Source organism: Curtobacterium sp. 24E2, assembly GCF_016925595.1.
Lineage (GTDB): Bacteria > Actinomycetota > Actinomycetes > Actinomycetales > Microbacteriaceae > Curtobacterium.
On sequence record NZ_CP068987.1, the window covers coordinates 738,189 to 756,049 of the forward strand.

The following is a 17,861-nucleotide window of genomic DNA, read 5'->3' on the forward strand; positions in this document are numbered from 1 at the left end:
TATCCGGCGGTGGCGGTAATGGATACAACCTGTTTATGATGGGATCCATTCAGCGTCCGGGGGTGACGCGCACGAGGGAGGACCCGCGACATGACGATCGGTCTCGAGGACGGCACGATGGCCGCCCAGGCAGTGACGGCGATCGACGTGGCCGCCGAGCGGTCCCGCACCGCCGGCACCGCAGGGCGCCACTACTTCAACGCGGCCGGCGCGGGCCTGGTCAGCGACGGCGTCCTGGAGGCAGTGGTCACCCACCTGCGCCGGGAACAGCGGGTGGGTGGGTACGAAGCCGCCAACCAGGTCGCCGACGAGGTTGCCGGCGTCTACACCGCGGCCGCCACCCTGCTCGGGTCGGCGCCGGACGAGATCGCCCTGTTCGACAGCGCCACGAGCGGCCTGCGCGGTGTCTTCGACGCGCTGCGGCTCGGCGCCGGGGACACGGTCGTCGCACCCCGATCCAGCTACGTCAGCCAGGCGCTCCGGTTGTTGGCCATGCAGCGGCACGACGACGTGCGGCTCGAGGTCGTGCCGAGCGACGCCACCGGTGCCATGGACCTCGAGGCCCTGGACCGCGCCGTCGCCGGAGCGAGCGGCCGTGTCGTCGTGAGCGCGGTGCACGTGCCGACCTCGTCCGGCCTCGTCGAACCGATCGCGGAGATCAGCGCCGTCGCCCGTCGCCACGGCGCCCTGACCGTCGTCGACGCCACGCAGTCCGTCGGCCAGATCGACATCGACGTGCGCGCCGTCGACTGCGACGCCCTCGTCACCACCGGCCGGAAGTTCCTGCGCGGGCCGCGCGGCACCGGGATCGCCTACCTGCGCCGCGGGATGCTCGAGGGCGTCGGTGCGTGGGCGCCGGATGTCCGCGGAGCCGTCTGGACCGGCGAGGATGAGTGGACGATGGACGGCACCGCGCGACAGCTCGAGACGTGGGAGTGCTCCGTCGCCGCACGGCTCGGCCTCGGAGTGGCGCTGCGCGAAGCGCTCGACCGCGGGCCGGCGGCGACCGAGGCGCACCTGGTCGGCCTCGGCGCCCACCTGCGCACCGCGCTCGACGCCGTGGACGGCGTCACCGTGGCGGACCCGTCCGCGTCAGCGTCCGCGATCGTCACCTTCACGGTCGACGGCGTCGCCGGCAAGGAGGTCTCGGCCCGGCTCCGGCAGCGCCGCATCGACTCGATCTCCGTCCCCGCGAGCCACGCGCAGTGGGACCTTGGCGCCCGTGGCCTGCCGAGCGTCGTCCGCGTCTCGCCGCACGTGTACAACGACGACGAGGACGTCCGGGTCCTGCTCGAGGGCGTCGCGGACGTCGTCGCCGAGGTCCGCGCGTGACGGCCGTGCACGACGTCGTCGTCCTCGGACTCGGCATCCACGGATCCGCCGCCACGTACGAGCTCGCGCGCCGCGGCCTCGACGTCGTCGCGGTGGAGCGCTTCGCGCCGGGACACGAGCGCGGCTCGTCGCACGGCGCCACCCGGATGATCCGCCGCGCGTACCCACACCCGGTGTGGAACGACCTCGTCGACCGTGCGTACCGCGGGTGGGACCGCTGGGGGACCGCAGCCGGCGCGCCCTTCCTGCACCGGACCGGTGGACTGTACGCGCACCGGGGCGAGCCGACGATGCAGGGTGGGGCGAGCCTCCCGGTCGACCGCGCAGCCTGGCCGACGCTCGCGCCCTCGCTGCGTCCGCCCGAGACCTACGGCGCGGTCCACGACCCCGACGCCGGTGTGCTCGAGGCCGCGCGGGCGCTCGCGTTCGCGCAGTCCGCCGCCGCGGCGGCCGGCGCCGACCTGCGGTACGGCGAGACCGTGCTCGACTGGCAGGTCGACGACGGCGTCGTCACCGTCCGGACCGACGCCGGCAGTGTCCGCGCGCGACGGCTCGTGCTCGCCGGCGGCGCCTGGGCGTCGCACCTGGTACCCGAGGCCGCCGCGTTCTTCGAGGTCTGGCGCATCGTCACGCTCACCGCGCCGACGGGGCAGACCGTGGCACAGCCGCCCGCGCTCGGGTGCTTCTCGATCGACCTGCCGGAGGGGCTCGTCTTCGGGCTCCCGGAGACCGCCGGATCCGGCGCGAAGATCGGCATCGACGCCGGACCCGTGTGGGACCCGGACGTGCCCGTCGCACCGCCGACCGAGGCCGAGGTCGCGCACCTGGCCGAGCTCCTCGAAGGGTTCGTCCCCGGCATCGTCACCGCCGGTGCCCAGGCAGTCGCGTGCCTCTACACGATGACCCCGGACAAGCGGTTCGTCGTCGGCGCCCTGCCCGAGCAGCCCGAGGTGCTCCTCGCCGCGGCCTGCTCCGGCCACGGCTTCAAGTTCGGGCCGGCGATCGGTGCGGCCGTCGCCGACCTGGTGCAGGGCATCGACCGCCCCGACCTCGCGTTCCTCAGCCCCGCACGGATGGTGACCACCGCATGACCGCCCCAGCTGCACGCTCCACCCGACGCGTCGCCGTCGCCGCACCGCACCCCGCTGCCCTCGACGCCGCCGCCGAGGCGGTCGCGGCCGGCGGGGACGCCATCGACGCCGCGCTCGCGGCGGCCACCGCACTGACCGTCGTCTACCCGCACCAGTGCAGCATCGGCGGGGACCTCGTCGCCCTCGTCCGTCCGCCAGGACAGCCCGTCGTCGCCGTGGTCTCCGCCGGCGCCGCACCGGCCGGCATCGACGTCGCGGCGCTCGCGCAGCACGACCGGATGCCCCGGCAGGGCGCCCAGACCGTGACGGTCCCCGGCGTCGTCGCCGGGTGGCAGGCGATCGACGCACTCGGCGGCCGGCTCGGGCTCGCCGACCCGTTGACCCGCGCAGCACGACTCGCGGCCGACGGGGTCCCCGTCTCCGCCGGACTCGGCCGTGCGATCGCGGTCCGGACCGACGAGCTCCACGCCGACCCCGGGATGCGCGAGGTCTTCACCGACGACGCCGGGGTGCTCCTGGCCGAAGGCGACCCGCTCGTGCAGCCGGCACTCGCCGCGACCCTGACCGAACTCGCTGCCGACCCGGGCGCGATGTACCGGGGACGGATCGCCGCCTCGATCACCGCTCGGCTGCGGGAGCTCGGCGGTGCACACACCGAGGCCGACTTCGCCGCGCACGACGCCGAGCTCGTCGAGCCCCGCGGCACGACGATCGGCGGTGCCCGATGGTGGGTCGCTCCGCCACCCACGCAGGGCGTCGTGCTGCTCGGGATCCTGCCGGAAGCACTCGCTGGCGGCAGTGAGCACGGCACCGCGACCGCCGCGACCGCCGACCTCGTCGACGCCGTGCACCGTGCCGCACTCGTCCGTCAGGCGGAACTCGGCGACCCCGCGGCGGCTCCATCGACGTCGCGGCCATGCTCGACCCACGCGACTCCGGTCGGGTCGGCGCACTGCCCCGCGCCGGCCGTGCCCTCGGCGACACGGTCGCGGTGACCGCTGCGGACAGCGACGGCACCGTCGTCACGCTCATCCAGAGCGTCTACCAGCTCTTCGGCTCCGGCATCCTCGACCCGGGGACGGGCGTGGTGCTGCACAACCGCGGCTCCGCCTTCAGCACCGACCCCGCACACCCCGCCCACGTCGGACCGGGCCTGCGACCGCCGCACACCCTGTTGCCGGTGATCGCCGAGACGGACGACCTGGTGCTCGGCCTCGGCTGCCAGGGCGGCAGCGCCCAGCCGTGGATCCTCGCCCAGCTCGCCCGTGACCTGGTCGCCGCGGGCAGCGACCCCGACGAGGTCCTCGGCCGACCGCGGTTCGTGATCGGTGCGCGCGACCTCGGGCACGAGGTGATGACGCTCGTCGCCGAACCCGGCTCCGAGGACGCGATCGCCGCGGCCGAAGCCCTCGGCCTGCCGGTCGCCCGCACCGACGGCCCCGTCGACGAGGCCGGGCACGTCCAGACCGTCCGGCTGCACGCCGACGGACACCTCGACGCCGCGAGCGACCCCCGCGCGGACGGCCGCGCCGTCGTCCTCGACGCCCACTGACCGCACGATCCACCCGAGAAGGAAGCCCATGAGCAGCACCCACGTCCTCGATCCGCTGACCTCCGTCGAGATCGCCTCCTTCGTCACCGCCGTCCGTGCCTCCGGGCGCATCGGGGACCGGCCGCGCTTCTGGGGGATCGCGCTCGACGAGGAGAAGGCCAGGGGCACGACCGCCGGTGGCGCCCGTCCGGTGCGGATCGTCGTGATGGACCCGGACGCCCACGCCGCTTGGGAGGTGCGCGGGTGGACCGCCGGCCCGGACTCGCCCGCGATCGTCGAGCTGTGGACCGACGTGGACCACCGTCGCCCCGGCGTCTCGAGTGACGAAGCACGGCTCATCGCGCAGGCCGCACGGAAGTCGCCGCTCATCATCGAGGCGCTCGCGAAGCGCGGGATCACCGACACGTCGCTCGTCTGGGTCGACCCGGAGTCGATCACCGGCTTCGTGCCCGAGGACCTCGCCGACCGCCGCCTGAGCTGGGGCACGGTCTGGTACCGCGAGTTCCCCGAGGACAACGGTTACGCACGACCCGTCGCCGGGCTCGTCCCGATCCTCGACCTCGACACCCTCGAAGTCATCCGGATCGAGGACCACGGCGTCATCCCGATGGCGAGCGAGACCGGCGTCTACACCTCCGGCACCTGGGGTCCCGACCGCGAGGTCTCCGCGCTCGACATCGTCCAGCCGAACGGTCCCGGCTTCACGATCGACGGGCACGAGGTCCGCTGGCAGAACTGGACCTTCCGCGTCGGCTTCTCGCACCGCGAGGGGCTCGTGCTGCACGACCTGTCCTACCGTGACGGCGACGTCGAGCGCCCGGTGCTGCACCGTGCGGCCGTCAACGAGATGTACGTGCCGTACCTGGACAGCGACCCGACCGCGTACCGGAAGAACTTCTTCGACTGGGGCGAGTACGGCGCCGGCCCGCTGACCGCGAGCCTCGAGCTCGGTTGCGACTGCCTGGGGGAGATCCGCTACTTCGACGTCGACTTCCTGGACGGCCACGGCGAACCGCAGACGATCGTCAACGGCATCTGCCTGCACGAGGAGGACGACTCGATCCTCTGGAAGCACGTCAACACCCGCACCGGCAGCGCCGAGGTCCGTCGCAGCCGCCGACTCGTGATCTCGAGCTTCGCGACCGTGGCGAACTACGACTACGGCTTCTACTGGTCGCTGTACCAGGACGGCTCCGTCGAGCTCGAGGTGAAGCTCACCGGCCTGATGTCGGTGTCCGGCATCGCCGACGGCGAGACCCCGCGGTACGGCCGGATGGTCGCACCGAACGTGCAGGCCCCGACGCACCAGCACTACTTCGCCGTCCGGCTCGACACCGCCGTCGACGGGCCGTTGAACCGGCTGGTCGAGGTGCACGCCGAGCCCGAGCCCGACGAGGCCCTGAACCCCTACGGCAACGCCTGCATCGCGGTCGAGACGCCGATCGGTTCCGAGGCCGACGGCGCCCGGATGACCGACCCGGCCCGCGCGCTGCACTGGCGCATCGAGAGCGAGTCCGCGCAGAACCGCTACGGCGAGAGCACGGCCTACCGCCTGGCGGTCCAGAACACCGCGCAGCTGCACGTCCGCCCCGGCAGCATCGTCGAGCGGAAGGCGCCGTTCGTCGCGAAGCACCTCTGGGCGAGCGCCTTCGACCCCGAGGAGCGCTTCATCGCCGGCGAGTACCCGAACCAGGGCGAGCTCGGTGACGACGGGGTGCACGTCTGGCAGCAGGCGGACCGGTCCCTCGAGAACGAGCGCCTCGTGCTGTGGCCCGTCCTCGGCGTGCACCACTTCCCGCGGCCGGAGCAGTGGCCGATCATGCCCGTCGACACGATCGGCTTCCGGCTCGAACCCGACGGCTTCTTCGACCGGAACCCCTCGCTCGACGTCCCGCCGTCGGCGACCGACCACTGCGCGCCGGGTTCCGGCCACGACCACGACCACGCGGCGCACGACCACGCGGCGCACGACCACCACGCCGACGCCGCGCACGACGGGCACGTGCACGCCGAGCAGCAGCACGACCACGAGGGCGGCCGCTGATGCCCGCGCCCGAGCACACCGCGGAGCACCTCGCCGACTGGTCCGCCGTCCGCCTGGCCGACGCCGTCGCGAACCGCGAGGTGTCGGCGGTGGAGGTGATGCGCGCCCACCTGGACCGGATCGAGGAACGCAACCCGCGCCTCCAGGCCGTCGTCTCCCAGCAGCCCGACTCGGTCTCGTTGGCCGCGGCAGAAGCGGCGGACCGCCGCACCGCCGCGGCACGCGCCGCGGGCGAACCGCTCCCGCTCCTGCACGGCCTGCCCACCGCGGTGAAAGACCTGATGGACGTCGCCGGCCTGCCGACCACGAACGGGTCGGCGGCGTTCGCCGACGCGCGCCCCGCCGAGCAGGACAGCGTCCTGGCGACGCTGCTCCGCGACGCAGGCGCGATCATCATCGGCAAGACGAACACGCCGGAGATGGGCCAGGGCGTGCTGACCTTCAACCCGGTGTTCGGCACGACCGTGAACCCCTGGGACACCTCGCGGCACGCGGGTGGGTCCAGTGGTGGCGCCGCAGCGGCCCTCGCCGGGCGGATCCTGCCGATCGCCGACGGCTCCGACAGCGGCGGGAGCCTGCGCTACCCGGCCGCGTTCTGCAACGTCGTCGGCGTCCGGCCGAGCCCGGGACGGGTGCCGAGCGGCCGGACCGGCAACGCCTGGACGCCGCACGGCGTCACCGGCCCGATGGCACGCGACTCCGCCGATGCGGCACGCTTCATGGAAGCCCTCGCCGTCGAGAAGACCGTCTGGCCGATGTCCGCCATGACGCAGCACCCGGTCCGTCCGGTGGAGCTCGACGGCCTGCGCGTCGCGTGGAGCGAGGACGCCGGCGGCCTGCCGATCGACCCGGTCGTGCGTGCCGTGCACCGCGCGTTCGGCGAGCAGCTCGCCGGGCTCGGCGCGGTCGTCGAGGCCGACGAGCCCGACTTCGCGGGTGCCGACGAAGCGTGGGAGACCATCGAGACGTTCGAGTTCTTCCTGGGCGGGCGGCATGCCGTCGATGCCGGGGCCACCGGCTTCCGTCCCGACTACGTCCGGAACGTCGAGCAAGGGCGCGCCACCACGGCGGCGCAGCTCGCCGATGCGTACGAGCGTCGGACCCGGATGTACCGGGACACGGCTGCGGTGCTCGACCGGCACGACGTGCTCGTGCTGCCGGCGACGCCGATGGTCGCACCGCCGGCCGAGGTCGAGTGGGTCGACGAGGTCGACGGCCACCGCTTCGACCGCTACTTCACGTGGCAGATGCTCGCGAACCGGCTGACGTTGACGGCGCACCCGGTCGTGGTGACCGCGGCCGGGTTCACGCCCGAGGGGCTGCCGGTCGGCGTGCAGGTCGTCGGGCGGTACGGCCGCGAGGCCCAGCTGCTCGCGGTGACGCGCGCGATCGAGGAGGCCACCGGCTGGATCCGGCGGGCGCCGGTCCTGTAGACGGCGGGCGCGGCCCGGTCGGGAGGCGCGGGTCGGCCCCGCCCCGTCGGTGCGGCGCTGAGCGGCCCGGTCTCTCGTGCCGCTTTCGCTGGTCGCGCCGGGTCAGCCGGTGAAGACGGTGGACGAGCGGCGCTCGTACCAGTGCGCCAGGTGCTCGCCGGCGCGCAGGACGTGGTCGCGCATGAGCTCGGCGGCGCGCTCGCGGTCGCCGGCGACGAGCGCCTCGATGAGCTCCTCGTGCTCGCGGAAGTTCTCCTCGCGGTGCCGGGAGTTCTCGCGGAGCACCAGGGCCGAGACGTTCCGGGGAAGGCGTCGTTGATCTCGACGAGCATCCGGGTCAGCCGGGTGTTGCCGGAGGCCTGGTAGATGAGCCCGTGGAACTGGTCGTTGTCGCTGCCCTCGCGCTGCTTCGGCTGCTCGCCCTCGGCCGCCGCCAGGGAGCGCTCGTACATCGCCTGGTTCACCGAGCGGAGCTGCGCGATGGTGGCGTCGTCGAGCCGGTCCACGGCGCGACGGGCTGCGAGCGACTCGAGCTCGGCGCGGACCTCGTACGCCTCGCGGACCTCCCACGGCACCGGCACCCGGACCACCGCGCCACGGTTCGGCACGACCTCGATGAGGCCGCCGGTCTGCAGCTGCCGGAGCGCTTCGCGGACCGGGGTGCGGCTGATGCCGAACTGCGCGGCGAGGTCGGCCTGGCGGAGCGGTGCGCCGATGGGGATCTCGCCGGACATGATCTTCGCGCGGATCCGGGCGGCGAGGTCGTCGACGAGTGCATTGCCGTCGCTGGTGGTCACGTCGTGGTCTCCCTCGGTACGTCGTCACAGCGAACCCCCGCTGCGGATCCAATCCTGCCAGGTGTTGGATCCCGTTGCCGTATCCGACTCGCTCGTGATTGGATCCAATCATGTCCGTGTTGCTCGTCGTCATGCTCGTCGCAGCCATCGGTGCGCTCGGGCTCGGCATCGCTGGCGGGCGACGGGTCGGGCCGGTCGCACTCGTCGCCGAGGCGGTGATGCTCGTCGCGATGCTCGACGTCCACGTGCCGGCGCTCCACATGGTGCCGGCGCCGTTCTGGGCGCTCCTGCTCGGTGGATGCGCGATGGGCACGGCTGCGGTGGACCGGTGGCGTCGCCGGAGTCGCCCCGGTGGTGACCACCTGCACGCGCTCGGGATGCTCCTCGGCGCGGTGTTCGTGCTGCTCGCGGGTGGTCACGCCGGTGCCGGTGCCGGCGCGGTGCACTCCCACGGTGCGGTGCTGCTGCCGGTCGGGGTGGCGGTCGCGGTGCACGCCGGTGTGGTGCTGTGGAACGTCGTCGGTGGCCGGGTGCCGCGGGTCGAGTCCGTGCGCCGGGCGGCGTCGCTGGTGAGCGTGCTGGCCATGGGCGCGATGGTCGTCGTGCACTGAGCCGGCGCGGCGGGGGTGCGTCGCGCCTCCAGGCTGGGTGTCTCGCACCCCAGTGCTACCAAATTGGATCCAATTCTGGCAGTATCGGATCACATGTGCGGGAGTTCCGCCCCACGAGCCGCCGACGAGGAGACGCCCACGATGATCATCGACGCCTACAACACCACGCAGGACCGCCGCGGCCGCAGTGACTACCTGAGCGGCGTGCGCCCGGGCGAGGAGCCGCCGGCGTACACGCCGTTCGACGCGAACCGGATCCTCGACCGCATGGACGCCGCGGGGGTCGACCGCGCCATGGTCTGCTCGCTCGCGCAGGGGATCGAGAACGACTTCCTGATGGACCTGGTCGCCGCGCACCCGGACCGGCTGTTCGGCTTCGGCCAGGTCATGCCGCAGTGGGAGAACGCGACCGACGAGATCCGTCGCTTCGCCGAGGGCGGGCTGGTCGGCCTGAAGCTGCACCCCAGCCTGCACGGCTACCACGTCGCGGACCACGGCCTGCTCGACCCGCTGTTCGAGGTCTGCGCCGAGCTCGGCCTGCCCGTGCTGATCAACGCACTCGACGACGCGTTCTGTGCACCGTTCTCCATCGAGGAGATCGCGAAGAACTTCCCGACGGTGCCGACGATCATCGCCCACATGGGTGCGGTGTGGAACGTGCCCGAGGCGATCATCGTCGCCGAGCGGAACCCGCACGTCTACCTCGAGACCTCGGCCACCCTGATGTCCGACGTCAAGCGGGCGTACGCGCGCCTCGGCGCGGAGAAGATCCTGCTCGGGTCGGAGTGGCCGGGCAGCGACTTCGACCTCGAGCGCATGAAGATCGCGAAGGCGATCCCGGACGAGGCCGATCGGGCCCTGGTCGAGGGTGGCAACATGGCGCGGATCCTGGGCTGGTCGTGAGCGACTCGACGGGCGGGGCTCCGTCCGGCGGCAGTGACCGTCCGGTGCTCGCCGGCCCGCCGTCCGGGATGGGCGCCGCGGACCAGGAGCTGCTCCGGATCGCGACCGACGTGCTCGACCGGCGGTACCGCACGGGGTGCACGAGGTCGCCGCAGCACTCCGGCTCGCCGACGGCAGTGTGGTCACCGGGCTGCACGTCGAGGCATCGGCCGGTCGCGCGTCGGTCTGCGCCGAGTCCGCTGCGCTGAGTGCGGCCGTCGTCGCCGGGTCGCCGGTGGTGTCGGTCGTGGGTGTGCTCCGCAGGCCGGGCGGGACGATGCACCTGATCGAGCCGTGCGGGGTCTGCGCGGAGCTGCTCGGTGACCACGCGCCCGACGCCCGGGTGTGGGTCGCGGTCGGGAACGGGTTCGGGCCGGTCGGGGTCGCCGAGCTGCTTCCCTTCCGGCGGCGGCGGAGCGCGCGGGCGGCGGCTGGAGCGGTGACGGCGCCCGCGGGGACACCGCCCGGTTCGGCGACACCGCCCGGTTCGGCGACACCGCCCGGTTCGGCGACACCGCCCGGTTCGGCGACACCTGAGGTTTAACACCGCGGAAACACCCCGGACCCCTGCGGTGCCGGATCCCGTCAGAGGATGACGGCGACGGCGCGCACCGGTCCCCACCCGCTGCACGATCCGTCCCGGAAGGAACCACCAGCATGCTCGCCGTCTCCGGCAACGCCGTCCTGATCGTCGTCGACATCCAGGGGGAGCTGCCTCGACGATGCCCACGCCCGGCATCCCCGTGATGGGCGGCCGTGCCGAGCGCGCACCGCGCGTCCGTGACCTCATCGAGCACTGCCGCTCCTCGGGTGTGCCCGTCGTCTTCATCCAAGAGGTCCACAAGCCGGACCTCGTCGACATCGGCCGTGAGCTCGACGGCGCCGAGGGCCCGCACTGCATCGAGGGTGAGGAGCAGACCGAGCTGGCCTCGTGGATCGACCCTCGGCCCGAGGAGTTCGTCATCCGCAAGCGGCGCTACTCGGCGTTCTTCGGCACCGAGCTCGAGATCGTGCTCAAGGCGTACAAGGCCGGCACCGTCCTGCTCGTCGGCGGACTCACCGACGTCTGCATCCACTACACGGCGGCCGACGCCCACCAGCACGACTACGCCGTCCGGGTCCTCACCGACTGCGTCGCCGGGTCGAGCGAACGTGCGCACGACGCGGCACTGGAGGCGATCGGGTACCTGCAGCGGGACGCCCTCGTGACCGCTGCGGACGTGCGCACCTGGCTCGACGAGCGGGAGCCCGTCGGTGTGTGAGGCGGCCGGCCGGTCCGCGCGGCTCGTCGTCGGACACGTCCGGACGATGGACCCCGGGGTGCCGACCGCCGAGGCCCTGCTCGTCGTCGGCGACCGGATCGCGGCGGTCGGGACGCTCGACGACGTGCGAGCGGCGGCTCCGGAGGGCACGGCCGAGGACCACGTCGAGGGCACCGTCCTGCCGGGGTTCACCGACGCCCACGCGCACGCGCAGCGCGCCGGACTCAAAGCGCTGCAGCTCGTGGACGGCGACGCCGACGCAGCGACGTTCTCGGCCGCGATGCTCGCCGACGGCGACGCGGACCCGGACGCCCCGGACTGGATCGGGGACGCACCGCCGACGCTCGGGGACCGGCTCGCCGCGATCCGCCGCATCCAGCCGCTGCTGCACGCGATGGGGTTCACCGGTGTCGTCGACCCGGCCGTCACGCTGCCCGAGCTCGAGGGGTACCGGGAGGCGCACCGGCGGGGACTCCTGACCCTGCGCGTGGTCGCGATGCCCTACCCCGAGCTCGGCAGTGCAGCGGTTCCCGACGTCGATGCGGCCCTGGCGGTGCTCGACTCGATCGACGGCGTGACCGGTGACGGCGACGACCGCCTCCGGCTCGGCCCGGTCAAGGTCTACTACGACGGCGAGGGCATGAAGGGGCAGGCGCTGCTCGAACGGCCCTGGACCGGCGACGACCACGGCGTGCAGCGGATCGCGGCGGCTGACTTCGCCCGCCTTGCAGCGTCGTGCGTGGCCTCGGGGTGGGGGCTCGGTGTCCACGCGGTGGGCAGTCGTGCGGTCGCCGAGGTGCTCGACGGGCTCGAGGCAGCGGAACGGGACACGGGGCGATCGGTCGCCGGACTCCGCTGCCAGCTCATCCACGCGTACCTCGAGCCGAGCGTCGCGAGCGCTGACCGTGCGGCACGCCTCGGTGTCGTGGCGTCGCTGCAGCCCTCGATCGCCTGGAAGAACGCCGCCGGGCTGCAGCGCCGGCTCGGCAGCCGTGTCGACGAGGTCAACCCGATGCGGACCTGGGCCGACGCCGGTGCCACGGTCGCCATGGGCTCGGACGCGCCGTACTTCCCCTTCGACCCGCGTGAGGTGGTCCCCGTCGCCGCGGCCCGTCGGATGCGCGGCCTCGACGAGCCGATCGGCCCGGCACAGGCACTCTCGGTGCTCGAGGCGGTCGAGGCCTACACGCGCGGTGCGGCACACGCGTCCTTCGCCGAGGACCGTCGCGGCGTGCTGCGCGCCGGCGCCCTGGCGGACTGGGTGCTGCTCGACGTGGACCCGGCCGCGTGCACGGTCGACGAGTTCGCCGCGGCGCGGGTCCTGCGCACCGACGTCGGCGGCGTGACGGTCTTCGACGCCGCTGCTCGTCCCGGGCAGATGTAATCCACTCGAAACACAGTTGGATGCGGATTGTTCTAAATTGGATCCAAGTTGGACCCGCCCCTGGGACTGACTCCCTGGCATCACCCCGAATCCCACTGGAGGACAGCACCATGGTGAGGAAGCGCATCCTCGTCGGCGTCGCGTTGGCGACCGCCGTCGGACTCTCCCTGAGCGCGTGCACCGCGTCCGGCTCCGCTGACGGCGGCGACAGCTCGTCGAGCACCGACACGATCAACGCAGAGCTCTGGTACGCCCCGGCGACCTTCGACCCCGCGAAGGCCTCGGCCAGCTCGGACGTCGAGGTCGCACGACTCGGCTTCGACACCCTGCTCCGGCAGGGCGAGGGCGACGACGGCGGCTACATCGGCGGGCTCGCGACGAAGTGGGACGCCGAGTCGGCGTCGAAGTACGAGTTCACGATCCGCGACGGCGCCACGTGCTCCGACGGCACCGAGATCACGCCGACGGTCGTCGAGAAGTCCTTCGAGTACCTGGTCGGCCTCGACGACTCGGGTGCGCAGACCTGGAAGAACCAGGCCTTCGGCTCGGGTGACCCGGAGTTCACCGCCGACGACGCCGCCGGCACGCTGACGATCTCGCTCAGCGAGCCGTACTCGCAGCTGCTCGGCGGCCTGACCCGCCCCGGTACCGGGATCATCTGCCCGGCCGGTCTCGCCGACACGAAGGGCCTCGCGGCCGGCACCGTCGACGGCGCCTGGTCCGGCCCGTACACGCTCGCGAAGTCCTCTGCCGGCAAGAGCGTCTCCTACGCGCTGCGGTCCGACTACGACGCCTGGCCGGCCTGGAAGACCGTCACCGGTGAGCCGGCCAAGACGATCAACCTGACCGTGCAGGGCGATTCCAACACGAGCGCCAACCTGCTGCAGTCCGGAGGTGTCGACGTCGCACGCTTCTACGACTCGAACGCCGAGCGCTTCAGCGGCGACGACTACTCCACCGTGCAGTTCGCCAGCTCGGCCTACAACCTCGTGTTCAACGAGGCAGAGGGCTCCGGCTCGGTGTTCGCCGACGACCAGCCGCTCCGTGCCGCGGTCGCCCAGGCGATCGACACGAAGGGGTTCAACAACGCCGGTCTCGACGGACTCGGGGTCGAGCAGAACACGGTGAACGCGGCGAGCTACCGCTGCGCGGTGGACGACTCGTCGCTCGTGCAGTCCTACGACGCGAAGGCCGCGACGAAGGAGCTCACGGGCAAGACGATCCGCCTGCTCATCATGTCGAACTGGGACCCCGCCGCCGACTTCCTGGCGGAGTCGCTGCGGAACGCCGGTGCGACCGTGAAGGTCTCGGCACCGGACCCTGCCGACTGGACCAAGCAGATGCGCACCGAGCCCAAGACCTGGGACGTCGCCGTGGCGGCCGAGGACGCGCAGACCGGGCTGATCAACACCTCGATCGCGCGCTACGTCGGACCGACCTACGCCGAGGGCGGCACGAACGTGTCCTCGAGCGACAACCCCGAGGGACTCGCGGCCTACCAGGCGGCGATGGCCACGTCGGACGCCGACCAGCAGTGCGAGGACTTCGCCACTGCGCAGAAGTCGATCCTCGAGCGCGTCGACATGACCCCGCTCATCACGGACACGCACCGGTACGTCGCCCGCAAGGGCTTCGAGACCCACGTGTTCTCGGGCTACTGGGACGTCTCCGCGATGCGGATCGTCTCCTGATCGCCTGACCGAACGAGCACCACGCACCACGCACCACGCACCACGCACCGAGCACCACCGCACCACCCCAGCCCGGACCGGAGCACCAGGAGGACCCGCGATGAGCACCACCACCGTCGACCATCTCCCCGTGCCCGGTCCGGGCACCCCGGGTCTCCGGGAACCCCGACCGCCGTCGCACCCCGGGCCGCGAGCCTCGGTGGCGCATGGCGCCGCTTCCTGCTCCGCCGTGCCGTCGGACTCGTCATCAACCTGGCGCTGCTCGTCCTCGTGACGTTCCTCATCGTGCAGCTCATCCCCGGCGACCCGGCAACGGCCATCGCCGGCGACACCGCGACGCTCGCCCAGGTCGAGCTCGTCCGGCACCAACTCGGTCTCGACCAGCCGATCCCCGTCCAGCTGTGGCACTACGTCGCCGGCGTCGTGCAGGGCGACTTCGGTGACTCGTACAAGTACCGCGCACCGGCGATGGACATCGTCATGACGGCCGTGCCGTACACGCTGACGATCACGATCGCCGCGGTCCTGCTGCTGCTCGTCCTCGGACTCGCACTCGGCATGACCGTCGGCGTCCTCACCCGCGGTGACCGGCACCGCTGGCTCGACGTCTCGTTCTCGGCGGTCACCGGCCTGATCTCGTCGATCCCCACGTACGTGCTCGCCACCGGGTTCGTCGTCGTCTTCGCGGTCCTGCTGCACGTGCTGCCGCCCGCGTACTCGCCGGCCTACGACTTCGGCGCGGCGGCGGTCCTGCCGATCGCCTCGCTCACCGTGGGCGGCACGTGCTCGGTGGCCCGCATCGTCCGCCGTGAGACCGCCGTCATCCTCGAGCAGGACTACATGCGCACCGCCCGCGGGTGGCGGCTGCCGGCGCTGTCGATCTACGCCAAGCACATGCTGCCGAACCTGCTCACCACCGCACTGACGCTGTCCGGGATCATCCTGACGGCCCTGCTCGGCTCGGCACTCATCACCGAGGCGGTCTTCGCGTGGCCGGGCCTGGGCGGCGTCATCGTGCAGGCGATCGCGGTGGACAAGGACTACCCCGTGATCCGCGCCGCGGTCTTCGTGATCGGGCTCATCTCGCTCGTGATCACGCTCGTCATCGACATCATCCTGGGTCTCATCGACCCGCGCACCCTCGGGGAGAAGCGTGGCTGACACCATCACCGCCGTCCAGGCGGCCTCGACCGACCCGGCATCGCGTCCCCGCACCTTCGCGTGGAACGGCGGGCTGATCGTCGGCTTGGCGATGTTCGGGCTGATCCTGATCGTGGCGGTCGTCGCACCGTTCGTGTTCGGCGCCCAGGCCACGGGCATCGGCGGAACCTCTGGGCTGGGGTCCACCGCCGAGCACCCGCTCGGTACCGACACCCTCGGCCGCGACATGCTCGCGCGCACCCTGGTCGCCACCCGGGCCACGGTCCTGATGGCGCTCGCCGCCACGGCCCTGTCCGCGATCGTGGGCATCGCGCTCGGCATCGGCGTCTGGCTCGCCCCCGCCGGGTGCGCGAGGCTCGGGCTGCGCGGGATCGAGTTCGCGGTCAGCTACCCGACGATGCTCGTCGCGATCATCGTCGCAGCGATCCTCGGGCAGGGCATGGTGCAGGTCGTCGTGGCCATCGCCGTCGCGAACATCGCCGGCTTCGCCCGTCTGACCGCCAACCTGGCGGCGAAGATCTCCACCAGCGAGTACGTCACCACCGCACGCCTGATGGGGGTCCCGGCGCACCGGGTCGCCATGCGGCACGTCCTGCCGAACATGGCCGAGCCGACGCTGATCCTGATCGCCGGCGCCTTCTCCGGATCGCTCGTCGAGATCTCCGGACTGTCCTTCATCGGCCTCGGCGCGCAGACCCCCGCGTTCGACTGGGGCACCCTGCTCAACGACGGGTTGGACCGGATCGTCGTGAACCCCGTCGTCATCGTCGGCCCCGCGGTCGCGCTGACCTTCGCCTCCCTCGCCGCCCTGCTCGTCGGCGACGGACTGGCCGCTGCCGCGAACCCGCGGTCGAACACCACGCGGTCCCGCACCACCCGCGCGACCGGCCCGTCGACGCTCGCGGTCGAGGACGACGCCGTGCTCGTCGCGGACGGCATCTCGGTGCAGCACGCCGCCAGTGGACGCGCCCTGGTCAAGGACGTCTCGTTCACCATCCGGCGGGGCGAGGTGCTCGGGATCGTCGGCGAGTCCGGTTCGGGCAAGTCGTTGACGGCCTCGCTCGTCGCCAAGCTGCTGGGCGAGGGGCTCGAGGGCTCCGCGCGGCGGCTCGAACTCGGCGGCGTCGACCTGCTCGGTCGAGTGCCGGACCGGGTGCTCGCCTCCCGCATCGGGCTCGTCTACCAGGACCCGGGCACCGCGCTGAACCCGGCGATGGTGCTCGGCATCCAGTTGTCCGACGTGCTGCGGATGCGGCTGCGACACAGCCGACGTGACGCGATCCGACTCCTGACGCAGGGCTTCCGCGCGGTGATGCTGACCGATCCCGAGGGTCGACTGCGCCAGTACCCGCACCAGCTCTCCGGCGGCATGAAGCAGCGCGCGATGATCGCGTCGGCGATGAGCACGAAGCCCGACCTGCTCATCGCGGACGAACCGACCACCGCCCTCGACGTCACCGTCCAGCGTGAGGTGCTGACCGTGCTCAAGCGGATGAACGAGGACTCCGGCACCGCCGTGCTGTTCATCTCCCACGACCTCGGCGTCGTCCGAGCACTGTGCGACCGGGTCCTGGTGATGCGGAACGGCGAGATCGTCGAGCGCATCGACGACGTCGCCGGGCTCTCCCCGGACACCGTCGACCACCCGTACACGAAGCAGCTCCTGGCGGCCACTCCGGTTGTGACGGTGCCCACGGAGTCCACGCGCACCGAGCAGGCGGAGGCACACGCATGACCGACACCACGACGACGCGCGAACGCCGCGCAACCGACACCGGCACGGCCCCCATGATCGACGTCCGCGCCCTCGACGTCGCGTTCGGCTCGACGACCGTCCTGCACGGCGTCGACCTCCGCCTCGAGCGAGGTCGCACCGTCGGCGTCGTCGGCGAGTCCGGCTCGGGCAAGTCCACCCTCGCCAAGGTCCTGGTCGGCACCGTGAAGCCCGCCTCGGGCAGCGCCGCGGTGGACGGCGTCGACCTGACCGCGGCCGACCGGTCAACCCTGCGCGGGTACCGCCGTCGGATCCAGATGATCCCGCAGGACCCGTACTCGTCGCTCTCGCCGCGACGGACCGTCGCGCAGACCCTGGCCGAGGCGATCGACCCCGTCCGCCCCCGGGTCGCCACCCACGAGGACCGCATCGGCGGCTGGCTCGAGCGGGTCGGGCTGTCCCGGGACATGATGCACCGCTACCCGCACGAGTTCTCCGGCGGGCAACGGCAGCGCATCGCCATCGCCCGCGGCCTCGTCATCGACCCGCACCTGGTCATCGCCGACGAGATCACCTCGGCGCTCGACGTCTCGGTGCAGGCGCAGATCCTGGAGCTGCTCGCCGACATCAAGGAGTCCCTCGGCCTGACGATGATGTTCATCTCGCACAACCTGGCGGTCGTGCAGCGTGTGAGCGACGAGGTCGTCGTGCTGTACCAGGGTGAGGTCGTCGAGGCCGGTCCGGTCGAGCAGATCTACGCCGATCCGCAGCACTGGTACACGCGTCGTCTCCTCGACGCGGACCCCGGTTCCGCCCGTTTCAGCCTGGCCGGCTGACCGACCCGGAA

17 protein-coding genes and 1 pseudogene are annotated in these 17,861 nt (G+C 72.4%); 16 read left to right on the top strand and 2 right to left on the bottom strand.

Going from position 1 to position 17,861, the window contains the following annotated elements:
* Positions 1–90: 90 nt before the first annotated feature.
* Genes JN350_RS03760 through JN350_RS18945 form a run of 6 tightly spaced genes read left to right on the top strand, consistent with a single transcriptional unit; the run spans position 91 to position 7,452 of the window.
* A complete protein-coding gene (locus JN350_RS03760) occupies positions 91–1,332 on the top strand; it encodes an aminotransferase class V-fold PLP-dependent enzyme (RefSeq protein WP_131844896.1) in 1,242 nt (413 codons plus the stop codon).
* Positions 1,329–2,423: an FAD-dependent oxidoreductase gene (locus JN350_RS03765; protein ID WP_205463591.1), complete on the top strand. Its 1,095-nt coding sequence runs from the start codon at positions 1,329–1,331 to the stop codon at positions 2,421–2,423. The genes JN350_RS03760 and JN350_RS03765 overlap by 4 nt, the downstream gene beginning before the upstream one ends.
* The gene (locus JN350_RS20045) at positions 2,420–3,418 is read left to right on the top strand and encodes a gamma-glutamyltransferase (RefSeq protein ID WP_205463592.1); all 999 of its coding nucleotides are present in this window, start codon (positions 2,420–2,422) and stop codon (positions 3,416–3,418) included. The genes JN350_RS03765 and JN350_RS20045 overlap by 4 nt, the downstream gene beginning before the upstream one ends.
* Positions 3,340–3,975, top strand: a complete 636-nt coding sequence (locus JN350_RS20050; RefSeq protein ID WP_205463593.1) for a gamma-glutamyltransferase — start codon at positions 3,340–3,342, stop codon at positions 3,973–3,975. Before JN350_RS20045 ends, JN350_RS20050 begins: the two co-directional genes overlap by 79 nt.
* 28 nt (positions 3,976–4,003) lie before the next feature.
* Positions 4,004–6,019, top strand: a complete 2,016-nt coding sequence (locus JN350_RS03780; protein ID WP_205463594.1) for a primary-amine oxidase — start codon at positions 4,004–4,006, stop codon at positions 6,017–6,019.
* Complete coding sequence (locus JN350_RS18945) at positions 6,019–7,452, top strand: amidase family protein (RefSeq protein ID WP_240347526.1); 1,434 nt, start codon at positions 6,019–6,021, stop codon at positions 7,450–7,452. The genes JN350_RS03780 and JN350_RS18945 overlap by 1 nt, the downstream gene beginning before the upstream one ends.
* A 102-nt stretch (positions 7,453–7,554) precedes the next feature.
* On the opposite strand, the gene JN350_RS20565 is transcribed toward JN350_RS18945, so the two are convergent.
* Together JN350_RS20565 and JN350_RS18950 are read right to left on the bottom strand one after the other, a co-directional pair.
* Positions 7,555–7,737, bottom strand: a complete 183-nt coding sequence (locus tag JN350_RS20565; RefSeq protein WP_461964357.1) for an FCD domain-containing protein — start codon at positions 7,735–7,737, stop codon at positions 7,555–7,557.
* A 17-nt stretch (positions 7,738–7,754) separates the two neighbouring features.
* Positions 7,755–8,249, bottom strand: a pseudogene (locus tag JN350_RS18950) (GntR family transcriptional regulator); the annotation flags it as partial.
* A 110-nt stretch (positions 8,250–8,359) separates the two neighbouring features.
* Here JN350_RS18950 and JN350_RS03790 point away from each other — a divergent pair.
* The 10 genes from JN350_RS03790 (at position 8,360) to JN350_RS03840 (ending at position 17,850) form a co-directional block, all read left to right on the top strand.
* Positions 8,360–8,860 carry a hypothetical protein gene (locus JN350_RS03790; RefSeq protein WP_205463596.1) on the top strand — a complete coding sequence of 167 codons (501 nt, stop codon included), beginning with the start codon at positions 8,360–8,362 and terminating at the stop codon, positions 8,858–8,860.
* Between the two features lie 141 nt (positions 8,861–9,001).
* Positions 9,002–9,763: an amidohydrolase family protein gene (locus tag JN350_RS03795; RefSeq protein WP_111086473.1), complete on the top strand. Its 762-nt coding sequence runs from the start codon at positions 9,002–9,004 to the stop codon at positions 9,761–9,763.
* Positions 9,760–10,011, top strand: coding sequence for a hypothetical protein (locus JN350_RS03800; RefSeq protein WP_205464531.1), 252 nt, complete (start codon positions 9,760–9,762; stop codon positions 10,009–10,011). Before JN350_RS03795 ends, JN350_RS03800 begins: the two co-directional genes overlap by 4 nt.
* A 513-nt stretch (positions 10,012–10,524) precedes the next feature.
* Positions 10,525–11,064: a cysteine hydrolase family protein gene (locus tag JN350_RS03810; protein WP_205463598.1), complete on the top strand. Its 540-nt coding sequence runs from the start codon at positions 10,525–10,527 to the stop codon at positions 11,062–11,064.
* Positions 11,057–12,448: an amidohydrolase gene (locus JN350_RS03815; protein WP_205463599.1), complete on the top strand. Its 1,392-nt coding sequence runs from the start codon at positions 11,057–11,059 to the stop codon at positions 12,446–12,448. Before JN350_RS03810 ends, JN350_RS03815 begins: the two co-directional genes overlap by 8 nt.
* A gap of 110 nt (positions 12,449–12,558) precedes the next feature.
* The gene (locus JN350_RS03820; RefSeq protein WP_205463600.1) at positions 12,559–14,139 is read left to right on the top strand and encodes an ABC transporter substrate-binding protein; all 1,581 of its coding nucleotides are present in this window, start codon (positions 12,559–12,561) and stop codon (positions 14,137–14,139) included.
* Positions 14,140–14,239: 100 nt separating this feature from the next.
* Positions 14,240–14,413 carry a hypothetical protein gene (locus JN350_RS03825; protein WP_205463601.1) on the top strand — a complete coding sequence of 58 codons (174 nt, stop codon included), beginning with the start codon at positions 14,240–14,242 and terminating at the stop codon, positions 14,411–14,413.
* Positions 14,410–15,300 (top strand): ABC transporter permease, encoded by an 891-nt coding sequence (locus JN350_RS03830; protein WP_205463602.1) that lies wholly within the window; start codon positions 14,410–14,412, stop codon positions 15,298–15,300. Before JN350_RS03825 ends, JN350_RS03830 begins: the two co-directional genes overlap by 4 nt.
* A complete protein-coding gene (locus tag JN350_RS03835) occupies positions 15,293–17,035 on the top strand; it encodes a dipeptide/oligopeptide/nickel ABC transporter permease/ATP-binding protein (RefSeq protein WP_240347527.1) in 1,743 nt (580 codons plus the stop codon). Before JN350_RS03830 ends, JN350_RS03835 begins: the two co-directional genes overlap by 8 nt.
* On the top strand, positions 17,032–17,850 hold the full coding sequence (locus JN350_RS03840; RefSeq protein ID WP_111086467.1) for an ABC transporter ATP-binding protein: 819 nt from the start codon (positions 17,032–17,034) through the stop codon (positions 17,848–17,850). Before JN350_RS03835 ends, JN350_RS03840 begins: the two co-directional genes overlap by 4 nt.
* Positions 17,851–17,861 lie beyond the last annotated feature (11 nt).